The organism is Pseudomaricurvus alcaniphilus (genome assembly GCF_011440395.1).
GTDB classification, from domain to species: domain Bacteria; phylum Pseudomonadota; class Gammaproteobacteria; order Pseudomonadales; family Cellvibrionaceae; genus Pseudomaricurvus; species Pseudomaricurvus alcaniphilus.
This window is the reverse complement of record NZ_JAAOIX010000014.1, coordinates 1-24,433: the sequence shown is the minus strand read 5'-3', so window position 1 is coordinate 24,433 and position 24,433 is coordinate 1. Positions and strand designations below refer to the sequence as shown.

The following is a 24,433-nucleotide window of genomic DNA, read 5'->3' as shown; positions in this document are numbered from 1 at the left end:
TGGCTATCGATAAAAACCGGTGGATCCTCTGAAATTTTGGCGGCCTGAAAAACCGGCGGGTAAAAACGGCGATCCCAGATTAGAACAACAGGATTGCAACAACAGGATTGCAACAACAGGATTACGGCCAGAAATAGCCCCTTCAGGCAAGGGTGCGGCGACAAGGTTTCGGCGACCGGGTTTCGCGGCCGCCGGCAACATTACAATGGCGGGAGTGGGTTAATGGATGAGAACTGTAGAGCTATGATTGCCGATGCGAGCGCCGCCGGCGAGGCCCGGCAGCTCAGGCATAGTCCAGCAGGGACTTGCGCCGCAGATAAGTGGGTCTGGTCACGCCGAGTAGGGCCGAGCCCAGCTTGTCGTTTTCCCCCACCCGGCCCAGCACATGCTGGAGCAACAATTGGCTGGCACGGTCGATGACGTCCTCTCCCGGGCTGCCGCGGACCGCACTAACCAGTTGCTGCAGCAGCGGTTGAAAATCCGCCCAGCCGGGTGCGCGCACCAACAGTCCGGCCGCCTCCTCCTGCCGTACTTTTTCAAGTTGGCGCCGAAACGTGGTCTCTGCCATGCCCAGTATCTGCGCAGCCTGGCGCGCGTTACCCGCACTGGCGTCATCTGCCGCCGCCACCAGGTCCGCAAGCAACCAGCGCCCCAGTGGCCACGCTTTGCCGTTTAGCTGGCTCATGGCCATCTGTACCTGTTGCGCCAACCCCTGCTCAATGGCACCCCAGGGGTCAGAAGATCTGTCCGGTTGCTTCGCCGGTGGCACGACTGCGGCGGCTGCCGGTATCCGGGTCGGCAGCGCGGCAACCGGCTCGGGCAATACACCTGACAAGGCGGTAACCGGTGCGCCCGTCGCTGGCGCCAGATCCGGCAAATCGATTTCCTCGGCGTCGGACATGATGACGGCTTGCAGCACCCGGTTTTGCAATTCACGCACATTGCCCGGCCAATTGTGCTGCAACAGTTTTGCCTCTGCCTCCGGGCTCAGGCTGCGGGCGCTGCTGCCATTCTGGACGGCGAACTTCTCAAGGAAATAGTAGGCCAGCGGCAAAATATCATCCAACCGCTGACGCAGCGGCGGCGAGGTTAGGGTGACAACTTGCAAGCGGTAGTAGAGGTCCTGGCGGAATCGCCCGGCCTGGGACTCCAGCGCCAGGTCACGATTGGTGGCTGCGACAATGCGCACATCGATCTGGCGTGAGTGTGTCGCACCGACCGCGGTAAATTCCCGCTCCTGCACAAAGCGCAGTAACTTGGTCTGTACTTCCAGCGGCAACTCACCAATCTCGTCCAGGAACAGGGTGCCGCCCTCCGCCTGGGCAATACGCCCCTTCGAGGCTTCCTGGGCTCCGGTATAGGCGCCTTTAACATGCCCAAACAACTCGGCATCGATAAGGCTTTGCGGGATGGCACCGCAGTCGACCGTCACAAAAGCTTGCTGTTTGCGCTTGCTCTGCTCGTGAATGGTACGCGCCAACACTTCCTTGCCGGTACCGCTCTCGCCAGTCACCAGTACCGTAACATCAGTGGGTGCAATACGGCGCACCACATCCAACACGGCCTGCATCTGGGGCGAGCGATATACCATACGCGATTGTTGCAAGGCGTTGCGCAGCCCTCGAACTTCCACCTTGAGCTGCCTGCTCTCCTGCTCCTTGCTCTGGCGCAACGTTTCACCCAGACGCACGCGGTCGAGCGCCACTGCCATCTGGTTAGCCAGCGCCGCCAGGAAGATAATATCGGATGAACCCAGGGTAAAAGCTGGCTCCTGCCCGTCAATGTAGATACAGCCGAGCGAGGTCTTGTTTTCCACCAACAGCGGTATCGCATAGGCGAGAAAGGTATTAGCCGAATCCGCCGGGCCAGAGTCTGGCGCCAGGCGTCCACGCTCCGGACGCAGTGACTGACTGGCCCGTTGCAGTAACAAGCGGCGCTTTTCCGACAGTTTCAGGGCGCGTACCTTGCCCTGTCCGGGGGCCTGGCGCCCCGGTGCGTTGAGGGCAAAAGCCTGGACTTGAAACTCATCATTTTCCCCCAGCAGGCAGAGCGCCACCTGGCGCGGTTTGAAGGTCACACAGAGGCGATCGACGAAGTCCTGTGCCATGGCAGCCGTATTTGCCTGAGAGGAAATCACCGCCACCATGTCCCACAGCAACTGCATGTTGCGATAGTCTTTGGCTGTGTCCGCCGTAAAGATACCGCTGAGCCGATCAAAGTTTTGAATCATCGACAACTGGCTGGAAGACTCCCACACCACAGTCTGGCTGCCGCCGGAAAGCTTGGCGGTATTCAGGGCCCGGTCGGCACGACGAATCAGGTCGTCGACACTGACATCACTGTCCTGCTCACCGTTAAAGATCGCCAGCCCGACACTGATCCCGAGACGTATTGCGCCGTCAATCAACGCTTGCTTGGCAAGTGTCTGGCGGATGCGCTCAGCAGCCGCCTGCGCCTCTTCGCGACTGCTCATTTGCAGGATCAGCCCAAATACCGCCCCGCCATAACGAAACAGGCTGTCGGTATCCCGCAGTGCCGAGCACAATTGCGCCCCCAGCTCTCGCAGTGCGCGGTCGCCCTGCTCGCGCCCGAGACGGTTGTTGATCAGGCCAAAGTCATCGGGATTGAGCAGCGCCAGACCAAACAACTGACCACTCTTGCGCGCTGTGGCCATGGTGGCCTTCAGTTGCACCTGGAATTCGTCGCGTCCGGGCAGCAAACTGACCGGGTCCTGCTGCAGGTTTGCAGCTCGCAACTGGTTCCAGGCGAAGTGGAAACCCGAGGCGATACTCCATCCGATCCACTGCCCCGCAGACGCTTCAGCTGCTGCCGTCAATTGCGGCGGCGGCTGCCCATTAAACTTCAGCCCCAGCCAGGCGACCGGTGCCGGGAGTTGTAGCGATGTGCGTGGCGGCTGCGCCCTGAACATCGGATCTACCGCTGACAAATGTATTTTCAGCAGGCTGGCCTGCGGGTCGGCGCTGGTAAAGACCTCAACGAAATCGCCGAGGCGGTTTACTGCAGTCGGCGACTCACGGGCTTGCAGTGCCGCTGCACTATGCGCAGCGACAGCGGTATCCAGCAATTCAGGTATTGCAGCGCGCCCACATTCGTGCAGCAAAAGCTCCACGCCATCAGCGTCCGTGGCCGGCACATAGAGCGACGCATTGGCCGCTGCGGTCAGCTTGCGCACTGCAACCAGATAATTTTTCAGGGTGTCGGCGGGCTGAGCTAGCGGGTGATCACTCATGCGGGTAAAGCCTCAAATGAATTGCCGGGATTCGGAATCGCGCCCAGTTCCACCAGCTGCCGCAGCACTTGCCGGCCGACAGTCAGCATTGCCACCGTCGCCGGCAGCTGCAGCTGCGCAATGTCACTATCCCCCTCCGCTGTGCCGAGCTGATGCGCCTGCAGCAACCACTCCGCCACCGCCACCGCCCGGGTGGGCAACGGCACATTGGCAGAGTTGAGGGAACTCGGTAAATGGTGATCGCGGACCGCCTCGACAACTTCGTCCGGCAACCCCCAAAGCGACAGGATATGGGCGCTCAACTCGGCGTGCCCCACGCCAAATTCAGCCTCTTCCATTTGCAGCAGCAAACTCTCATCGCTGGCCGCCTGGCGAATGATGGGGTAATAGTTCTGGGCACTGTTAGCGAGAAAAACCAGCTGCCCCATGTCGTGCAATAAACCGGCGATGGAGGCAATCGTCGCCGTGGCCCGATCACCGCCGTGTTGCAGCACCAACTCCCTCGCCACCAGCGACACCGCCATATTGTGATTCCAAAGCGCATCCAGGTTGACCCCCGGCAAGGGCAACTGGTCGTACAAATGCAACGACAATACCAGCGCCAGAACCAGGTCCATACCGAGGAGATTGATCGCCTTGGTTAGGTCAGCAACAGTGCCGGGTGAACCATAAAAGCCCGAGTTTGCCGCTTTCAGAATCCTGGCCGTGATGGCGGGATCACGGCCAATCAGGTCAGCAATCCCCTGCAGGCTGCCCTGCGGAGACTCCAGCGAATCTCGGATATCAAAATACAACATGGGCGGAGTTGGCAAAATCTCCAAATTGGAGAGGAGCTGCCCGAGACGCGGATTTTTCTCACTCCCGGCCCAGATCGCCAGGCCTCGCTCCAGCACCCTTTCTATGGGTTCGATGGCAGAAGTTTCGCAAATGTAATCGTGTGCGTAACGGCTCGAACTGGCCGCAGCGCCGGTCAGGCTTTCAGGCAGCAGACCGACCCGAACGATCTGTGGGCTCCAGTCACGCACCTGACAGAAAAATTCCTCGCAAGCCTTTACATCATCGCCAAAGTTGGCCATCACCAGGCTGATTTTACGTTGCTTGAGATAATCCAGTGCTGCCGTGGCATCGGCTACCGCCAACACCTGCCAGTCGGGCCGCGATTTCATCAGCGCCAGCCGCAATTTGCCCAGTGTGCGTGGTTGCGGCTCGACAAAAATCAATACAGGTTTTTCCACAAATTCCCTCTGGAGAATTCCGGCCTCACAATCATTACCCGGCGCAATGAATGGCGCAGTCCAATCACTTAAAAATTTTGCTTGTAGCTCAAATACCAGAAGCGACCACGCACGTTGTGCAGCGCCCGGTTGATAAATGGCCACCCTTCCAGGTAGGGATCCAGTGGCGGCTGCTTGTCAAACAGGTTTTCAACCCCGAGCGCAAAGGTAGTCGTCGACAAACCGGCAGGTGACCAGGAAAATTGGCTATCCACGGTTGTCCAGGAACCAATCTCATCCTCCACTTCCGCACGCTCGTAACCGCCCACATGGTTTACTGTGAGCCCTCCCTGGAACTCAGCGTGGCTCCAGTTTAAGGAGACATTGCCGCGCCACTCAGGTCGACCATCTTCACCTGCACTGTCTTCAAAGCCCTCTCCTTCCCGTCGCTCTTCTTCAAACGCGCCGAGATAGCTTGCCAGCAGGGCAATCTGGAAATCGCCAAATTTGGTTTCCGGCCAGGTCAATTGGGAGTCCAGGTCGAGACCCCAAAGTTTCTGCGCCGCGATATTCAGGAACGGGCTGGCGAGGCCTACCAGGTCGCCGCTGCTATTGCGTTCAACCAGGCCAGGGTAGCTGGCTTCGTTATCCACAATGTACTGGGCATCGTTGGTCACCGCATTTTCGTTTTTCAGGTACCAGGCATCGAGACCCAGGGTCCAGTGCCGGCTAAGGTCGAGCGCCAGGCCGAGATTAATACTGTCCGACTCCTCGGCATCCAGGTCGGGATTACCCTGCATTGTGGTCGGCACGTCGCCCACCAGGCTGCCGTCGTCCAGTACGGTCTCAAACCCCAACACTTCACCGCTGTACAGCTCATGTAAGGACGGCGCCTTGAACCCTGTGCCGGCACTGCCTCGCAACGCCAGCCCAGGCAATAACTGCCAGCGCAAGCCCAGTTTCGGGTTAAAGCTGGTGCCAAAGTCACTGTAGTTATCGATACGTCCGGCAACCTGCAGTTCAAGCGCCGCAGCGGCGGGAATGGAAAATTCTACATACATGGAGCGAACACTGCGGTCGCCTTCCGCGCTTGAGCCGCCGACACCCAAAATCGCCCCCGACTCGGTAAGAGAATCAAAACTGTCAGACAGCTTTTCGCGGCGCAATTCCGCGCCCAGTGCCACCAGTACCGGACCGTTACTCAGGTTCAGCACTTCGCCAACAGCGTTGAAATCGACAGCGGCCTGCTTTGAGCGACCGTCGCGTCGAGTGACGTAACTCACCGCGTCAGCATCGAAATCCGGGCTCGGGCCAAACAGGTTCAGGGCGCCACTATCCACCAGCGACTGCAAGTCAGCCGCGCGCGCATAACCGTTGACACCGGCAGTATCCGAGTCAACCCGGCCAACTCCCGCCGACAGTTCCCAGTTCCAGCTGCCGTAATATCCCTTTAAGCCGGCCAGTAAATTGTAGGTATCGGTTTCAAACTCATCCCGGCGGGCACCCAATTCTTCCATACGGTAGAGCACCACCATATTTTCACCCAACGGGTTATTGGGGTTGGCCGCGCCGACGAAAAACAGGTCCGGGGCATTATTGCTGGGCGCCAGGTCCCGCTCGGAATAGGCGTGACTGTACATGGCGCGCGCGAACAGGTGCGTGCTTTCACTTAATTCGTGCTCAAAGTCGCCGACCAGGCCAAGCCGCCGGGTCTCAGGTACCAGCGTATTCCAGCGGGGGAAATCGTAACCGCAGAACGAAGCCGGCCCGCGGTTGATCAAACTGGCGGAGGGGCAGTCGGCCGCCGCCTGGGGCAGGCCAGTCGCCAGCGGGATAATAGTTCCCGGTTGGCCGAGAAAGCTGCGATCGTCAATGGGTCCATTGGCACTGCTGGTCACCTTTCGATCCGCCGCCATTACCGCGTCGCGATCGAAATAGCTCAAGCTTACTGAGGCACTTGTGGTCTCCCAGCGCTTGCCGGCCAGCAAGCTGAGCTCGCCCTCTTCGCCGTCGCTTTCACCGCTGACCCCCAACTTGATGACCGCCTCCAGCCCCTCATTCTGTTTGCGGGTGATTATATTGACCACGCCAGCGACAGCATCCGCGCCATAGATTGCCGAGGCGCCGTCCTTGACCACTTCAATGCGTTCAATAGCCGCCAGTGGAATGCTGTTGATGTCAACAAAGCTGTCGGTTCCGTTTTGGCCAAAGGGGTGAACCGGCAGGCGCTTGCCATCCAACAACACAAGGGTGCGATTTACCCCCAGCCCGCGCAAGTTTATCGCCGACGTGCCGGGGGCAAAGCCCTGGGTAAACTGTTCATCTACCACGCCTGCGGAGCTGAAAACCGTATCCCGAATAAACTCGTTCAGGGTGCTCGCACCGGAGCGCTCCAGCGCTTGTCGGTCAAAGGCGACCAGCGGCGAGACGCCCTCTGTGGCTGCCCTGGGAATACGGCTGCCGGTAACTTCTATGACATCCATTTGCTGTCGGGTGTCGGCCAGCGACACACCAGATGAAAGCGCACAGGCTATCGAAAGCAAGGCCGCCAGATTGCGCCGCAATGGCATATGCTCAAGCCGAACGTTTTTTACATCAATCATTGTTTCCTACTCGCTCCCGCGACCAAGTCAGCATTCCTATCCATAAAGCGGAGAACAAGAGGACCCCTATTTCCGCCCGGATAGAGTTTCTAAAGCAAGCATAGTCGCTATCCGAGGCTTGTCCACTGCAGCCAAGGTGCCGAAATGACTCTGGCCGCACTGCGCCCGAACACGGAATATTGACACTCAACCCAAACCAATCCCGGACAAGAGCGGGCCTGTGGTTTTTTTGGCGAAAAGTGCCGTTCCTTGGCGAAAAATGCCGGGAAAAACCAGCCTGGCGCAACATTTCCCCAGTTGCTCACACCGTAAAGTGGCGCAACCCGGTGCGAGTAACCGGCATTCCACGCGCCACTTTTTTGAAAATAAAACCCATTTTTTAGGCGAATCCACCGATTTTACACACCGGTTTTTTACGCTGCTGAGCCACTGTCTTTCACCCTTAGCATCTAACTACGGCAAAGCACCCAGCTAACCTATTGATAAAAAAAGACAATCATTGCCCGGAAAAAGTTTGGCGAACATTGCGTTCAAAGCTGGCACGGCCAGTGCACCTACAAGAGGGAATATGTAAAAGACTCCAATGCAAAAAACGGCAACGGAGTAAAAAACCACTTTTCAGGAGAATCATGATGATTCCGTTCTTTCACCCCTCTCGCCACCTTGCACTGCTGGGCCTGATGCTGGTATCGCTGTTGAGCCACGGCGGTGACGCCCGCAGCAACGACAAAGCCATGCAGGCCCTGAAAAAGTCGAACAAGGATTCGGTGCGCATGAGCGACAAGGCCATGAAGGCCATGAACAAGTCGAACAAGGATGAGGTACGCCTGATCCTCACCTATAAACAGAAGCCCAAAAATAGCGACAATGACCAGGTGACGGTCACGGGTGGATCCATCAAACGCGAGTTCAAAGCGTTGAAAGGCCACGCCGTTTCCGTGCCTGCTGACGCCATCAAGGGCCTGATGAAAAACCCCAACCTGGCCATGATTGCGGTGGACGAACCCATGAGTGCAGCCGCGCTGCTGGCGGACAGCATGATCTACCCATTACCCACTGACACCTACCCATTACCCACTGACGGCTTGCCCGTATACCAGCCAATTCCCTTGCAGAGTCTGCCGGCACCGGTGCTGGCCTCCTACCCGGAATTAAGCAATTCCGGCCTCACTGGCCAGGGGGTCGCCGTTGCCGTCATTGATTCCGGTATGCGCTCACACCCGGACAAGAAGCCAGCGGTCTCCGTGGCATTCGGTTACGACAAACGGGACGACAAGTACGGTCACGGCAACCACGTCGCCGGACTCATAGCCGGATATGGCGAGCACTCTGGCGGCGCCTACCGGGGCGTTGCGCCCAATGCCGACATCATCTCCCTGCGAGTTCTCGATGAACAGGGCAAGGGCTACGCCTCGGACGTGCTCGCTGCGCTCGACTGGGTGCTGGAAAACAAGGATCAATACAATATCCGCGTCGCCAACTTGTCGCTGGGACACCCGGTGTACGAATCGGCGGCCCTTGACCCGCTGGTGCAAGCGGTAGACGCGCTGTGGAATGCCGGCGTAGTAGTGGTTTGTTCCGCCGGTAACGCTGGCAGCTATGGCTACGGCACTATAACCAGCCCCGGCAATTCGGCGCGGGTTATTACCGTCGGTTCAGTGACCACCTGGGGCGACAGCCTGGCCGGTAACGATATCGTGTCCACATACTCCTCCCGCGGCCCGACGCTGATTGATCGCGTGGCGAAACCCGACCTGCTGGCTCCCGGCAATCGCATGATTTCCATCAAGGCCAAAGATTCCTATATGGATTCTCACGAGACAGAGCGTGCAATCTACGCCCCGGGTAAAGCCACCGCCGAGTATCTGCAACTGTCGGGCACCAGCATGTCGGCTGCGGTGGTATCCGGTGCGGTCGCCCTGATGCTGGAGCAAAACCCCTTGCTGACCCCCGATTCAGTCAAGGCGCGGCTAATGCGCTCAGCCACCAAGGTGGATTTTGCCGATGTGTTCGCCACCGGCGCCGGCATTCTCAATATCAGCGCCGCGCTGAGTGATTACGGTACTGCCAGCAACGCGGTGTCTCCCAAGGTGATCCGCGATGAGACCACCGGCCGGATGGGTTTCGAGGAAACCGGTCTGCTGTGGGGCGACAGCCAGTGGGCGCTGGGCTACTTGTGGAGTGACGGTTACCTGTGGTCCGACAGCGGTGTGGATGCCGATGGCTACCTCTGGTCGGACGGTTACCTGTGGAGCGACGGCTATCTGTGGAGCGACGGTTATCTCTGGTCCGATGGCTACCTGTGGAGCGACGGTTACCTCTGGTCTGACAGCAGCCTGTGGAGCCAGGGCTACCTCTGGTCCGACGGTTATCTGTGGAGTGATGGTTATCTCTGGTCCGACGGCTACCTCTGGTCCGACAGCTACCTGTGGTCCGACAAGGCCCTGGTGGACGATTAATCCCGATCGATAATACAGAGCAAACCAACCACTCGACCAGGTTTAATAAAAGGGTATAGCCATGTACACCAGACAACTGAACAATCAGCAAGCGAGAAAAATACAGGCGTCTCAGACTGGCGGTGCGACGGTGATCCGGTTTCCGCAACCAGCCCAGACTGCGTCACACCCGCGTAGCCTTAGCGAACAATTGCAAAGAAACCCCGGCGCCCTGTCGCAACCGGCACTATGCCGCGACTGGATCACAGCAGAGCTGGAAAAAGCCCTCGCCGACGACCGCTTCGAGCTCTACTACCAGCCACTGTTCGATATTCAAAGCCAGCAGACCGTGGGCGCCGAAGCACTGGTACGCCTGCGCGCTGAGAACGGCGAACTGATCAGCCCCGACCGGTTTATACCGCTGACAGAGGAGTTGGGCTTTATCGTGCCACTGGGCCGCTGGATCCTGATTGAGGCCTGCCAGCAACTGAAGCTGTGGCAGCAGCAGAACGGCGGCCCCTTGCGCATGGCAGTGAATGTGTCGCCAGTGCAGCTGTGCGACCCGGAATTCGTCAGTACGGTGCGTACAGCAGTGGAGAGCGCCGGCATCGCCTACAGCGACCTGGAACTTGAAATCACCGAAGGCCATGTGGTGCGCTACCAGCAACAGGTAGAACAGGCCTTTAATGAACTCAGTGCGCTGGGCGTGAGCATCGCCATCGATGACTTCGGCACCGGCTATTCGGCGCTGGCCTATCTGGCTCGCATGCCCTGGAGCCGGGTAAAGATCGATCGCAGTTTTCTCACCGATGTACCACACCAGCAAAAGTCCAGGCAGGTGGTATTGTCAATCCTTGCCATGGCCGAGCAATTGGACCTGGAAGTTACCGCCGAGGGTATAGAAACCGAGGCCCAGTACCGTTTTCTGGTGGAAGCGGGCTGCAAGACTGGCCAGGGCTTTGGCTATGCGCGGCCACAGCCCGCCGCGGCTTTCCAGCGCCTGCTCCAGGCCAACGATAACGCAGGCTGGAGCTGCGGTGTGCAGGATTGAAGCTATGCTTGCAGCTGTATCGCCCGGCCTGTTCGCTTTCGTCAATGCGTAAGCCTAGTGGCCCCATGCCGGACTGCATAGCAGTGCCAGGGAACTGAGAAAGCCCACACCCCAAACCACTGAGCGCAACAAGGCGATATCTTTCAGGTAACAATACAGGTAAACCAGCCTGGCCAGCACATAAGCCAATGCCAGGTAATCAGCCACACTGCCGGTAACGCCCGTGGCAGTGGCCGCCAGCACACCAGCGGCAAAAAAGGGAAAGCTTTCGATCTGGTTCTGGTGTGCCGCCAGGGCCCGCTTGCCCCAGCCTTGCAAGGCGGCCTGCTGCTCGCGAGGACTGTGATTGTCGTAGCCACCGGCCTGGTTTTGGGCCATCGACAGCGGTACCTTGGTAACCACATGCAGCAAGCCTGCGACGAACAGGCACCATAGAGCGATTGACATAATTATATCCTGTAGCAAGCTGTGGGGAGCATTCACAGGCTGCGGGCAGCATTTCAACTACCGGCCGTTCCGTGTAACGCATTACCGCTATAGTATAATTCTGCCAAATGTAATACCAGCCATCACCCGGCGCGCCCGTTCTGGCGACGCCGGTAGCCGCGACCGCTTGACTGGCGTCCAGGTGCCCTGCCTTAAATACAGTTCAACGCTATTCCTGTTAGTTCCCGTAGCGGCGCCGGTACATGGAATCGTGCAGTGACCGGGCCGCTTCCACCATCTGCTTGTAGGGCACATCCGCCACATTGACAAAGCCGACATTGTAGTTTTCGCCGTCATAGGCGCGGCCGGTAATGGGGGAATCCATATACTGGAACCAGTGGGCACCGACGAAGTAGGGATTATCGATCACCGACTGCATATACTCCTGGTACATACGGGCGCGATCCTGCTGGTTGGCGGCGTGAATCAGGCCCGGGTGAAACAAACCGGTATCATTGGCGCCAATATGGAATTCACCAATAATGCTGGGCATGTCGAGCTCCGCCAGGAACTCCCACTTGTGATTGGGCAGTCCCTCCTTATAGGAGTTATAGCTGATGACATCCACATGTTTCGCTGAGGCCTTAACCACTTCCTTGGGCATACCCCAGTCCGGAAAGCGCGCACCCAGATAGAGGTGATTGGGCATATAGCGTTTCAGCGCCTTGTTGACGGTGGCGAAATACTGGTCCGCGTAGGCACCCAGCAACTGTGAATAATCCGCCAGCTGTGCCTCGGTTTGCAGGGTTGAATCTATCCCGGCATCAAATGCCTCCCAGCTGGCAATGGTTTTGTTCCAGGCTGCGTTAAGGGCTTCGATGGAAGAGTATTGTTTGCGCATCAACTCGGTAAACGCGCGCTTGGTGGGTACATCCTTGCCGTCCCGGCGCAAGGTGTGCAGTACAATTCCCAGGCGTGATTCATTGGTTTCGGAGCGCCCGAAGCTCTTCTCGTTATCGATAAACACACCCACACACCAGGGGCTGCCCTGCACTTCATCGGCCACGGTTTTGGCGGTTGCCATAGCACGCTCTTCAAACACCGGATCAAACACATCCGGCATTGGCGCCCAGAAATCATTGCCACTGGAGACCGTCTTGAAATCACCGATGATCCAGCCATTGGCGAAATATGGAACCCGCTGCTGGTCGTAGAAGCGTGGATCGGTCCAGTTACCCAGCGAGGTAAAGCCCCAATTCAGCATGCGCTCGACGGTAACCTTCTCCCATTGATCCAAATAGGAGTGGGGCGACGTCTCGCCGTACTTGCGCTCCAGGTTGGCGCTGTAAAAGCTGAAGGTTTCACCGTGCTTCAAGGGGCCGGAATGGGCGGAGCGGCGGTAACCGAAGTGATTGCCCAGCGGATCGCTATAGGACGGCAGCCACTGGAACATATCGGCGCGAATGGAGGAAACTTTCTGCCGCGACGGCAGCGCCCGCGCCGGCACCGTATTCAGGCCCATGGAATCTTCCGGCGTCAGGTCACCAGCCTTGCGCTGCTCGATCAGCTGTTGGTTAAAATCGTAGCCGGTCATGGTAGTGGAGTTGGATAGGCGAATAATGTCCAGGCCGGTGGCAAAATACAAGTAACCTTCCGGGTCCACCAGCGACCACTTGCCGTTAACTTTTTCAGTGCGAAAATACCCGGTGGCCTTTAACTTTGGCCCGTTCTTCCAGCCGCTGAAACGGGAGCGATCGGCCATGGGCTCACCGCCCTGCAACTCGGCAAGCTCCGCATCCCGCTGGGCAATTAATTCCGCATCGGAGTGAATCTTGCCTTCAAACTCGGTCTTGGCACTCTGTCCGTACTGATCGACGATACCTTTAAGGAACGCCCGGTCCATTTTCGGGTTGGCAATCAGGCGCACATTGTCGAGGGTAATTTCCTTGTCACGCAAGGTGCCCTGGACACTGAGACTGATGCGGCGGATGCCGTTGAGATTGAGGTTCTTCTTGCCCCACATGGAGACAAACTGCACCCCGTCACCCTCCCAGGTGGCGGGATTGGAGCGCAGGCCAGAACTGAAATTCAACTCGACGTTGGAATTGCCATCCGGGCTGCGCAGGTCGTGGCCTCGCATCTTGGAGTAATAGGTTTTGGCGGCGCCCACGGGAATGCTGATACTGCGAGTGGTTACCGCACCGTCGATATCTTCCACGTCCAGGTAGAGCTGTGCCGAGACTTCGCCGCGATTGGCAATATCAAACGCCAGGCTAAAATCCTTGTAGTCGCCCCAATACCAGGGCTGCTCGGGGCGAAAAGTGACACCGCTATAGCTGTGCTCCGCCGAATGCATTTTCAGGTTGAGGGCCTGTTGCCCGGTGCTGGCGTCGCTCGCGGTCAGGCTGCCGCTGGCGGCAACCAGCTGTACATCGGCCGGCAACTTATCGGCTTCGAAATCATAGAGCGTACGGATAGTGGCTGCGTCATCGGGCGCCGTAACGTGATTGGGATCAGCGGAATTACAGGCCACCAGTGCCAGGGTGGGCGTTACCAGGGCCAGCGTTAGCGCGAACTTGCTGAGTCTGTTCAGGTTTATGTTTTGCATGCTTGAACCTATTGAGTGTTATTAAATACTAGTGCAGCGGCACTTCCAGTAACGTGTCGTGAGCGGCAATAAACAGGCGTTTTTCATCGGCGGACAAGCCGCAGTTGGCGCTCAACTTGCCGGTGCGAATTTTTGCCAACACCTCACCCTGGGGGTTAAACAGCCATACCCCACCCGGGCCGGTGGCAAAAATATTGCCGCTGGAGTGCACGGCCATGCCGTCGGGCACCCCCTGCTCCCCTGCGACACCGATAAGGTCGCTGGCGTCGTAGAAAATTCGCTTGTTCGCCAGGCTACCGTCCGCCACGATGTCGTAGGCCAGCCAAACCGGCTGCTGAGGATCGGATACGGCCACGTATAGGGTTTTCTCGTCCACAGACAACGCAATGCCATTGGGAAAGGTCACAGAAGCGTCCAGCAGGACCAGGTCGCCCTGCGCACTCAAGCGATAGACACCCTGCATCGGCAGCTCCTTGCGCTGATCATCCAGGCCTTTATCAAGGCCATAGGGCGGATCGGTAAAGTAGAGGCTGCCGTCGGAGTGAAAGACCCCATCGTTGGGGCTGTTGAGGCGCTTGCCCTGGTAGTCCCCCGCCAGGGTTATAAAATTTGCTGCCGGTGCGGACAGGGGGGCAGCCATTGCCGCCACCCGCCGGTCGCCCTGCTGCAACAAGACCAATTGACCGCGCTCATTGAGCAGCAAGCCATTGGAACCCTGGCCATAGTCACCGGGGTATAAACCGGTCGCACCGGAATTGCGCAGATAGACACTGGTGCCCTGGCCCGGCTGGTATTTGACGATGGTGTTATTGGGAATATCTGAAAACAGCAAGTAACCGCCATCGTCAATCCACAGGGGCCCTTCCGTCCACTTGTAGCCCTCGCCGCGCACACTGATTCGCGCCCCGGGCTCGATTAGCGCCAGCGCTGCCGGGTTCAGTATCTCTACAGCAAATGCCTGGGCTGCAGGCGCAGGTGCAGCTGCGGGGGAGACTTCCGCGGCAGCGGCGTTACTACCAGCGGTAACCGCCATTGCGAATACCAGAAATGCGAACTTGCCTATCACGATTAGCCATCCTGTTTTTATGTTGTCAACAATTTACAATATTATCATCTGCCTGTAAACGCCCTATTTCAGCCTGCCGCTTATTCACCTTTTAATCACCCGTCATTGAGCAGCCCTCAGCGGCGCCGGGACAACAAATAATCACCACTTTCATTTTTGTTAACATTTTACTATATACAATACAGCAGGAGGTGGTTAGAATAACCGCTCCTTTAATTACCACGCCGGGAGACACCGATGCTGACCCAACAATTCCAACAGGCACTGACCGAGTGTCCACTGATAGCCATCATTCGCGGAGTAAAACCGACCGAGGTAGAGGCCGTTGCAGAAACACTGCTGGAAGAAGGGGTTCGCATCATTGAGATTCCACTTAACTCACCCGAACCGCTGAAGAGCCTGGAATTGCTGGCCCGGCGCATGGAAGGGCGCGGCCTCTGTGGCGCCGGCACGGTCTTGACCACCGCCGAGGTAAGCGCGGTTAAAAACGCGGGCGGCCAATTGATCATCTCTCCAAACTGTAATCCCGACGTCATTAAGGCCACCCTTGCAGCCGAGTTGATGTCACTGCCAGGCTGCCTGACGCCTACCGAGATATTCAGCGCCATAGCCGCAGGCGCCGACCACATCAAATTATTCCCCGCCGGTGATCTGGGGACCAGCTACGTGGCCTCGCTGTTCGGGCCACTGCCGAAAAATATCACCACCCTGGCGGTGGGCGGTATCGATGAGCACAATATGGCCGCTTACTGGCAAGCAGGCACCAGGGGCTTTGGCCTGGGCTCCAATCTCTACCAAGCCGGCGATAACGTCGAGCAAATACGCGTCAAGGCCCGTACCCTTATGGCTGCGGCCAGGCAACTGCCGCGAGGCTGATACTGCGCAAACATCCATCCGATCGTGCGTTTGCCGCCCCCACGGGGCGGCTTTTTTTTGCCTGCTGAAATATGAACTCCAATATTTACACTAGCAAGCCACTCAGGTATATTGTAGACAATCTACAATTAATAATGCAAATCAGCTGGCCTCGCGCATGACTTTCCAGCCGCAGCCTGACCAGCCGTAGACAATATAAAGAGGACAATATGAAGCACCAGGTTTCCCGTCGCAATGCATTGAAACTGGCTGCTGCCGGATTGGCCGGCAGCTCCCTGGGCTGCACCGCAGTTGCCAGCAACACCCCGACCAAGAGCACCAGCACTTTACCAGAGGCTGTCAGCGACGACTGGGCGCAACGGCATGATCGAGTCTGGGTGGGTGGTAACTACTGGGCCAACCCCATGGAAGACTGGGGTATTGTCGATGGCGGCGTGGAATGCCTGAGCAGCGGCGGCAATCGCAGCATTCACTCCTTGATTCATCAGCTAACCGGGCACCGGGCCTTTACTGTGTCAGTGCGCCTGAAAAGACTCAACCCAGGCTCCCAGGATGGCGGAGCCGGTATTCGGCTGGGGGCAAAGAGCGACATCAATGAATACCGCAGCAATTGCTTTGTGCAACAGGGATTTGATGCCGGAATCATTGCCAATCAATTGTCACTGGGCGGCAAGCGCACCGAGTTAGCCAAACAGGTGGGCAGCGAAGACGTTACTCTGCTACTTAGCGGCGAGCCCAGGGCCGGGGTATTTGCCCTGTCCCTGGAGGCGCGCCTGAGCAGTAATGGCGAATTGATCGGTCAGCTGCAAGACCTGGTCGCCATCGACAAACTATTGGGAAATGTCGCTATCGTTAGCAATTTCACCCTCCCCTCAGAGCAGCCGACCGAATCCAGCGGTACACGGTATCGTTTTTCCCGGTGGACATTGACGGGTGCCGGCTTTAACTATGCCCCGGAACAAAAATTCGGCCCCATCCTGTGGACGATGTACACCTTGAGCAATACCCGCACTGAAGAAGGGTTTGTGCTGAAATTGAGTGCACTGACCGGGCCAATGGGGGAGCATGACAATCAGGAGGTAGAGTTACAAATCCGCAAGTCCGGCAGCTGGCAACCCATTGCCAAAGCACAGCTGGACCCGGACGCCTGGATTGCGACCTTCCGAATTGCCAATTGGAATGAAAAACTGAGCACAGCTTATCGCGTCGTCTATCGAGAAAAGCTGCGCGACGGCCGCGAGATTCCCGATATCTATACCGGCACCATTCAAGCCAACCCGGTGGACAGGCCGGTGCGCATGGCCGCCCTGACCTGCCAGAACGATTACGCCTTCCCCTACGCACCGGTGGCCAACAATATTGTCAAATTAAATCCCGATTTGATTCTGTTTTCCGGCGACCAGATTTACGAAGACCACGGCGGCTTCGGCATCATTCGGGCCCCATCCAGACCAGCCATTCTCAATTACCTGCGCAAATACTACCAATTCGGCTGGGCCTTCGGGGAGGCCATGCGCAACGCGCCGACAGTTTGCCTGCCCGATGACCATGACATCCTGCAGGGCAATCTGTGGGGCGAAGGCGGCGCCAAAATGTCAGAGGAGGCCGTGCTAAGCGGGCGCAGTGATACCTGGGGAGGCTATATTGAACCAGTGCGGGTGGTCAACGCGGTGCATAGAACCCATACCGCCCACCACCCGGACCCCGTAGACCCCACCCCCTCTGCCAGGGGCATGAGCGTGTATTACACCGACCTGGTTTACGGTGATGTGAGCTTTGCCATTATTGCCGACCGCCAGTGGAAAAGTGGACCAGAGCGCTTGAATATCTCCGTCGGGGAAACCGGCAATGATGAAGCACCCGCCTATTACAACCCGGCCTTCGACCACCCGGACCTGCACCTGCTGGGGCAACGCCAGGAAGACTTTTTAGCCCGCTGGGCCGAGGACTGGCGCGGACACTCCCTGAAAGCCGTGCTTAGCCAGACGGTGTTTGCCGGCATTTCGACGCACCAACCCTCGCCAGACAATTATTTAAAATACGATTTTGACAGCAGCGGTTGGCCGGCAACGGCGCGCAACCGTGCCATCGACATTATGCGCCGGTCGAAAGCGCTGCATATTTGTGGCGACACCCACTTGGGGAGTTTGTCGCAATACGGTGTAAATGCCCAGCGAGACAGCAATTGGGCCTTCTGTACCCCCGCTATCGCCGCGGGCTGGCCCAGGTGGTGGCGCCCGGACGATGTCAAGTTACCCCACAAGCATCGCCCCTCGCACGGCCTGGCGCAAACGGGTGAATACCTGGACAGTTTCGGCAACAAGATCTACGTCTACGCGGTTGGCAACCCGGAAGTTGGCCAATCTGACAACCGCTATATTCACGCCCATGAAAAAGGTTCCGGGTTCGGGTTTATCCTGTTTGATACGGCTGCCAAGACCTACACCCTGCAGGCTTTTCGCTTTCTGGTGGATGCCACCGAAAGCAATCCGAACAATCAATTCCCTGGCTGGCCGGTCACTATCCACCAGGATGAAAACAGTGGCTCGAACAGATTGCTATAAAAGTTCGGTAAAGGGCATAAGTTCCTTTAACTAACTCGTTTACATCCGATTACGGATTGGTGTCTGCCAAAGCCTGGGATTTTCAGGCAGGCAATAGCTAATCAATTGAATGTCGTTGTTCAATAACCAGGTAATGAAATAAATGAAATTTGAGAAGAAGAGCAGCTTGTTAGCGGGCATGACAATTGTACTGGTCGCGGGACTGTGCCTGGCCGCGCGTACACCAACCGATCCCCTTTCCACGCCCACTGTCATCGCGGCGGCGCAGCCGGTGACCATGCATTACACGGTGACTGGCAGCCCCATCAAAAAAGCAACCTTTACGGTTAGCAACCCGCAAAGCTACGCCAGCCTCAGTCTATACGCCAACGATACCCTCCTGGTTGACAACCTCAATGTACCTAAAGCCGGTGAGCAGGTTCTCAACGCTCTGGTACGCTTTGATGCATCCGGCGATACCCGACTGACCATAAAATCCAATGACGCTGATATCACTCTCAACAGCCTTCAATTCGAAGACCTGGATCGGTTGGATATTCCATTCTACCGGGACATATCCGCCGACGCCGGACTGGACAAGGTGAGCTCCATCAAATACGGAGGCCCGACCATTGCCGATATGGATAACGACGGCGACTATGACTTTATTACCAACAACCACAACCAGGCGGACAGCAAACTTTACTGGAATAACGGCGACGGCACGGTAACCGCCCACAGCAAGAATCTCTCCCGCTGGTTTATGCATGACTTGCACGGTACAGCAGCCGGTGACTACGATAACGACGGCGACCTGGACCTGGTAGTTACCCAGGGCGGCGGTAATGGTAAAGATCCGTCCAAGGCCAATTTCTATCAGAATAACAATGGCACGTTCGTGCTTATGACCGGCGACGTCAACATCGATAGAGGCGGCCGAGGTCGAGGGGCGCGTTGGTCCGATATGGATCTCGATGGCGACCTGGACCTTATGTTGATCAATGAGGAGGGTCTCGGCAAAGAGAAACCACAACATTTTTTCTACGAAAACCTGGGCAACAGCACCTTCCAGTATAAATCTGTCCCCGGTTTGCAAGATGTGCACCCGTCGCGCGTCCTGGTAACCGATATCAACCAGGACAATATTGATGATGTGATTCTGTACGGGCCGCTATCGGTATGGCAAGGCAATGGGGATTTTACCTTTACCGAGGTAACCGCAAAAATACCGGCAGACGTCGCCCGCCTGCACAACATTATGGCCGTTGCTGACCTGGATATAGATAACGACGGCGACCTCGATCTCTACCTTGCACGAGGCAAGGAATTTGAGTTGGGTCGAGGAGAAACACCGTCACTGGACCTGGACCCAATTGCCAAAGAGTTGTCGATCAAGCCGCGCGGCTTCAAAGGTACCGATGAGTTTACGTTCAGTGCCGAGGGAAAAATCAGGTTCCATAACTACTACTTCCTGGCCCAGGGCGATTTCAGAGGCAAGGATTACCCCCTGTTCTTAGGCGCCGAAAAATCGGCCCGGGTACTGGCCAATGGTGACGAGCTGGAGATCGACCCCGCTAGCGCATCGGGCTGGCCAGACGACATAACAGCCAACGGGGTGTATTTTGGCCACTTGGGTAATGGTCAATGGAAAGCCGCACTGGTACGCAATGGGGATATTTTCTGGGGCTTTAAATTCAGCCTCTCCGGTGTCCATGGGGTGGAGCCGGTTTTTGTGCCCCAAAACAGGAACGAAGCAGACGTACTCCTCAGAAATGACGGTGACAAGTTTACCGACGTATCCAGCGAGTGGAACATTCCGACGGGTGGAAACGCTCTGGGCGTTACCGTCGGCGATTTTAACAACGATAGCTATCAGGACATCTTCGTCTATCGCTGGGGCTTTATTGGCGCAAGAATTTCCGATTTGATGTTGCTCAATACCGGCAAGGGCAACTTCGAAACCGTCACCATGCATGGCGCCAATGACATAGGTGGGCCCGGCAATGGTGATATGGGCCAGGCGTTTGATTTCGACCAGGATGGCGACCTCGACTTCCTCAATGGCAGTGAAGGCGGCGAGTGGTATCTCTACTCCAATGAACAGCCCGGCAATGGCAATTACGCCACGGTTAGAGTCGGTTATGCGCCGCAATCCGGTGTCGACCCCATCTCTGCCGAGGTCATCGTCAACACCGCTGGCAATGAATACCGCAAGCGGGTGGGCTCAGCAGGCGAAGTTTTTTCCCAAAGCCTGCTCAACATCGTCCACTTTGGTCTCGGAGACCAGGATCATATTGACAGCATCAAGGTAAGATGGCGCAACGGTGAAACCGTCGAACTCACAGAAAAGCTCGCCAACCGAATGTATGACACCGACAAAATTGATCCCGTGTCGCTGGCACTCAACCCTTCCAGCTTCACCATCAGGAGGGGTACTGCCATTAACCCGGAAGTGGCTATCACCCCGGCCAATGCTGATCAGCGCCTGCAATGGTCGAGCAGCGACGAATCGGTGTTAACAGTGAGTGAACAGGGCCTGGTTACGGCGGTAGGCGAGATCAATCGAACCGCCACCATCACTGCAACCAGCCCGGCCAATAACCTGAGTGCTAGCAGCCAGGGCAAGATCATTGAGTGGTTTGCCGTGCCGGTGCAGGCGGTATCCATAGCAGATAAACCCACCGAGATACTGGTCGGCCAGACAATGACATTGCATGGCCTCGTGCAACCGAAATACGCAGACAACGCCGCTTTAACCTGGACCAGCAGCGACCCACAGGTTGCCAGCATTGATGCAAATGGCCTGATTACCGCAAAGCGCGCCGGAGCTGTAAATATCCAGCTCGCCGTAGATAGCGATAAGACCGTGATTGACAGCATGCAGTTGACCATCAAACCCGTCACTGAAGGCTATATCAAATTTGTCGATGAAGATCTGCTAAGAAACTCGGAGTTTGTGGTTGGCGACAAGATCACCCTGAACGTGGACTACCATGCCGGAACCGGCCGTAAGGTCATAGCGGCAGACGAAGGCGGCATAAGGTTCTGGCTACGTCATTTTAAAAGCGAGTGGATCCCGGCCAGGGACATAATACACACTGACAAAGACGCTTTAAAAACCGAGTCCGGAAGCTCGTCCATGACAATCTCCCTGGAAGGCTTGACACCGACTTCCGAGTTGCCAGATGGCCACTTTTATTATTTACGCGCCTCGTTCACTTCAAGCGATGGTAACAACTACGAAGCGGGCATCTACCCAATCACTATTAAAGATTAAACAACTCAACAGTTGTGTCGCGCTCGCAGAACCGGACCAACATAATATTGTGAACATTTGAGGATTACTATGTTATCTCGCAAACTATTGCACAAGTCATTCATAACCCGGGTATGCACAGTAGCCAGCCTGGTTTCTCTCGCACTGGTTGGCTGCAACAGCTCATCAATACTGTCAACACAACCGGCACAATCCAGCCTGAACTCAGGCCCGGGATTACTCAATAAACCCGTTACAGTGAGCAACCAGGAAAACTTTGTCACCCCCTACCAGGTCGATGGCAACCTGCTAAAGCGCATGACACTGACCGTCTCCATCGATAAGGATTACGCCGGCTTAAGTGTCTACGCTGATGACAAACTGATTCTGGATGATTTGAACATTCCAAAATCCGGGAAAAATACGTTAAACGCTTTAGTAAAATTCGATGCCCAGGGCACTACGCGGCTGAAATTCGTGGGGCGAAGTGGAAAAGTAACATTACAGAGCCTGCAATTTAGCGATGTGGCCGATCTAACCGTTCCCGATTTCCAGGATATTTCCAACCAAATCGGCCTGGTCACCGAGGAAACCTACAAGTACGGCGGCCCTTCTATCGGCGATGTCAATAACGATGGGCATTACGACTTTGTCTTGAACAACCACAACCATATCCCCACCCAACTGGTCACCAACGACGGTCAAGGCAAGGTAAATATAGAGCGTCTATTCCCAGGCCCCCAGGACTTTCACGGTTCAGCACTTGGGGACTACGATGCCGATGGCGATCTGGACATTATGGTAGCCCTGGGCGGTGCCAATGGTACCAACCCGAGCTCCTACGCTTTACTCAACAACCACAATGGCAAATTCACCAACGTGTCAGTCGCTGCGGGCATAACCACACCCGCGCGCGGCCGTGCACCGCGCTGGGTTGATTTGGATCTGGATGGCAAACTCGACCTGGCGCTATTCAATGCCAAAACACCCAACTACTCCGGCCCACAACAGCTCTTCTATCACAACAACGGCGATGGCACCTTTACCCAGGTTAGAATCCCCGGGCTGGAAAACGCTATGGCCGAACGGGTTTTGGTGACCGATATTGATGGCGACGGCAAGCAGGATTTCGTTTGCTACTCGCCACTTAGCGTATGGAAAAACAATGGCAACCTGGATTTCAGCAACGTCACCAACGAATGGCTGCCAAAATCCGCCGCAGGCAGGGACGGTGTTATCGCAGTAACAGATTTTGATGCAAACAATGATGGTTTAACCGATCTCTATCTGGCACGTGGTAAAACCCATTATCAGCTATCGCGAAAATCAATAGACTTTAACCCGGAAACGAAAAAACTGGATATCCGGGACGACGGCGAAACCGGCACAACCGCTATACGCTTTGAGGCCGACGACGCTATTACCTTATCCCACATGGAATTGACCTACCGCCAGTACAACGATGGCTTCGCGATCTTCCTGGGCGAGAACAAAGCCAGGCACATAGTCAAAGCCAAGGGCTTTCAGGTCACCCAATTACCAGAGGAAATGAAAACCGCAGAGGACTCATTAACCATAGCCCCGGACAACGCCAAAGGCTGGCCCGGCGTCCGGGATCAAAATGGTCTTTACCTTGGCTATATGGGCAACGGCAAATGGCAGGCGGAATGGGTAAGAAACCAGAATATCTACTGGACCGTCACCTTCTCTTTAACCGGACTAAATGACGTTGAATACGACTGGAAAGCCAATAACCGCAACGAACAAGACATTCTGTTAATCAACACAGGTAACAAGTTCATTGATGCTTCAAGCGAGTGGAACCTTCCTAAAGGCGGCGACCATTGGGGTGTAACCCACGCTGATCTGAACAACGATGGCTGGGAAGACCTGTTTGTTTATCGCTACGGATTTCTAAGGGAGCGAGTTGCTGATCTGGTGTTACTCAATACGGGCAAAGGCTATTTTGAAAATATGACCAGCTTGGCCACAAAAGACGCCAATGATCCCGGCCATGGTGATATGGGCCAGGCATTTGATTTTAACCTGGACGGCCAAGTCGATCTGCTGAATGGCAGTGAAGAAGAAGGCTACTGGTATCTATACCAAAACACCACTCTCGACCAGGCGGTTACGTCAGGCAACTACGTTCTGGTGGATGTAGATTACAGCCCTATAGAGAAGGTCGACCCCTATTTCGCTAAAATTAAAGTGACTACCAGCTCTGGCAAGACCTACACCAAGCAGGTTGGCTCCGCGGGCGAAGTTTTCTCCCAAAGCCTGATCGACACAGTTCATTTTGGCCTGGGTACAGAAACCGACATAAAGTCGATAGAAGTAACCTGGCGTAACGGCGAAACGGTATTGCTTGATTCGCTAAAGTCCAACGCAGTGTACAGCACTAAAAATGGTAAAAGTGTTGCCAGGGTTAAGATAGATTAACCCTTATCATCTGGCATTAATCGGATTTTATGCACATTTGAGAAATGAGTGGGCTGCCCGTCAGCGCTGGGGGGAGCCCATTGCGGATCGGCCATATCCATACATGGACTTCCATATTTGCAGAGGGATTATGCACATTCGAGATATGAGTGGACTGCCCGTCATCGGTGGGGGGAGCCCATTGCGGATCGGCCATATCCCCCCGTCCACATTTGGCAGCTGCGAAACTCAACCATTTTTTGCGCAAAAAGACGCGCAAAAAAATGGGATTCGAACAGTCCTCGCCGACTACCCCAAATGTGGTCGGGGGGATAAGCATGGCCTGATTGATCCGCAACGGGCTCCCCCCACCGCTGACTACATTGTGCTCTTTAACAGCAGTGTTATTTCACTTCCAGCTTACAGAACTGAGATCTGCTCAAGACGCGGAAGGTATGCCCTTCATACCCACCAAAACCCGCTGAAGATCGAGATAATTTATTCTCGCGAGGATCGAATTATCTCTAAGTTTGTCTTTTTCCAGAATCTCGCTCGATGCTTGGTCAAGGCTCGGTGGGTGTGCCCTGCCAGACCAATCAGGTCGCGTTTAGGCTCTCCGCGCTTTTCGGGTTTTCGCGGACGGATGTTTGAGCGCTAGCGAGTTTCCGGGAGCGCGAAAAG

Annotated in this window: 12 protein-coding genes; 6 read left to right on the top strand and 6 right to left on the bottom strand. The window is 56.2% G+C overall.

Annotation, left to right across the window (positions count from 1 at the left end):
* Positions 1-283 precede the first annotated feature (283 nt).
* The 3 genes from G8764_RS20820 to G8764_RS20810 form a co-directional block, all read right to left on the bottom strand.
* The gene (locus G8764_RS20820; RefSeq protein WP_166167801.1) at positions 284-3,250 is read right to left on the bottom strand and encodes a sigma 54-interacting transcriptional regulator; all 2,967 of its coding nucleotides are present in this window, start codon (positions 3,248-3,250) and stop codon (positions 284-286) included.
* Positions 3,247-4,485 carry an HDOD domain-containing protein gene (locus tag G8764_RS22630; RefSeq protein WP_166167798.1) on the bottom strand — a complete coding sequence of 413 codons (1,239 nt, stop codon included), beginning with the start codon at positions 4,483-4,485 and terminating at the stop codon, positions 3,247-3,249. Before G8764_RS22630 ends, G8764_RS20820 begins: the two co-directional genes overlap by 4 nt.
* 68 nt (positions 4,486-4,553) lie before the next feature.
* Positions 4,554-7,067, bottom strand: coding sequence for a TonB-dependent receptor plug domain-containing protein (locus G8764_RS20810; protein ID WP_166167795.1), 2,514 nt, complete (start codon positions 7,065-7,067; stop codon positions 4,554-4,556).
* 629 nt (positions 7,068-7,696) lie between these two features.
* Between G8764_RS20810 and G8764_RS20805 the strand changes: the two genes are divergently transcribed.
* Both G8764_RS20805 and G8764_RS20800 read left to right on the top strand, forming a co-directional pair.
* Positions 7,697-9,526 (top strand): S8 family peptidase, encoded by a 1,830-nt coding sequence (locus G8764_RS20805; protein WP_166167791.1) that lies wholly within the window; start codon positions 7,697-7,699, stop codon positions 9,524-9,526.
* Positions 9,527-9,587: 61 nt separating this feature from the next.
* Positions 9,588-10,556 carry a putative bifunctional diguanylate cyclase/phosphodiesterase gene (locus G8764_RS20800; protein WP_166167788.1) on the top strand — a complete coding sequence of 323 codons (969 nt, stop codon included), beginning with the start codon at positions 9,588-9,590 and terminating at the stop codon, positions 10,554-10,556.
* Between the two features lie 54 nt (positions 10,557-10,610).
* Here the strand turns inward: G8764_RS20800 and G8764_RS20795 are convergent, their stop codons facing one another.
* The 3 genes from G8764_RS20795 to G8764_RS20785 form a co-directional block, all read right to left on the bottom strand.
* Positions 10,611-11,003 (bottom strand): MAPEG family protein, encoded by a 393-nt coding sequence (locus G8764_RS20795; protein ID WP_166167785.1) that lies wholly within the window; start codon positions 11,001-11,003, stop codon positions 10,611-10,613.
* Positions 11,004-11,220: 217 nt separating this feature from the next.
* On the bottom strand, positions 11,221-13,590 hold the full coding sequence (locus G8764_RS20790) for a beta-galactosidase (protein ID WP_166167782.1): 2,370 nt from the start codon (positions 13,588-13,590) through the stop codon (positions 11,221-11,223).
* Positions 13,591-13,618: 28 nt separating this feature from the next.
* Entirely contained in the window at positions 13,619-14,623 is a 1,005-nt protein-coding gene (locus G8764_RS20785; protein WP_166167779.1) for an SMP-30/gluconolactonase/LRE family protein, read from the bottom strand.
* A gap of 270 nt (positions 14,624-14,893) precedes the next feature.
* Between G8764_RS20785 and G8764_RS20780 the strand changes: the two genes are divergently transcribed.
* The 4 genes from G8764_RS20780 (at position 14,894) to G8764_RS20765 (ending at position 23,773) form a co-directional block, all read left to right on the top strand.
* A complete protein-coding gene (locus G8764_RS20780) occupies positions 14,894-15,532 on the top strand; it encodes a 2-dehydro-3-deoxy-6-phosphogalactonate aldolase (RefSeq protein ID WP_166167776.1) in 639 nt (212 codons plus the stop codon).
* Positions 15,533-15,741: 209 nt separating this feature from the next.
* Entirely contained in the window at positions 15,742-18,096 is a 2,355-nt protein-coding gene (locus G8764_RS20775; protein WP_166167773.1) for an alkaline phosphatase D family protein, read from the top strand.
* A gap of 142 nt (positions 18,097-18,238) precedes the next feature.
* The gene (locus tag G8764_RS20770) at positions 18,239-21,352 is read left to right on the top strand and encodes an FG-GAP-like repeat-containing protein (protein ID WP_166167770.1); all 3,114 of its coding nucleotides are present in this window, start codon (positions 18,239-18,241) and stop codon (positions 21,350-21,352) included.
* A 237-nt stretch (positions 21,353-21,589) separates the two neighbouring features.
* Positions 21,590-23,773: an FG-GAP-like repeat-containing protein gene (locus tag G8764_RS20765; protein WP_207952016.1), complete on the top strand. Its 2,184-nt coding sequence runs from the start codon at positions 21,590-21,592 to the stop codon at positions 23,771-23,773.
* Positions 23,774-24,433: the final 660 nt, after the last annotated feature.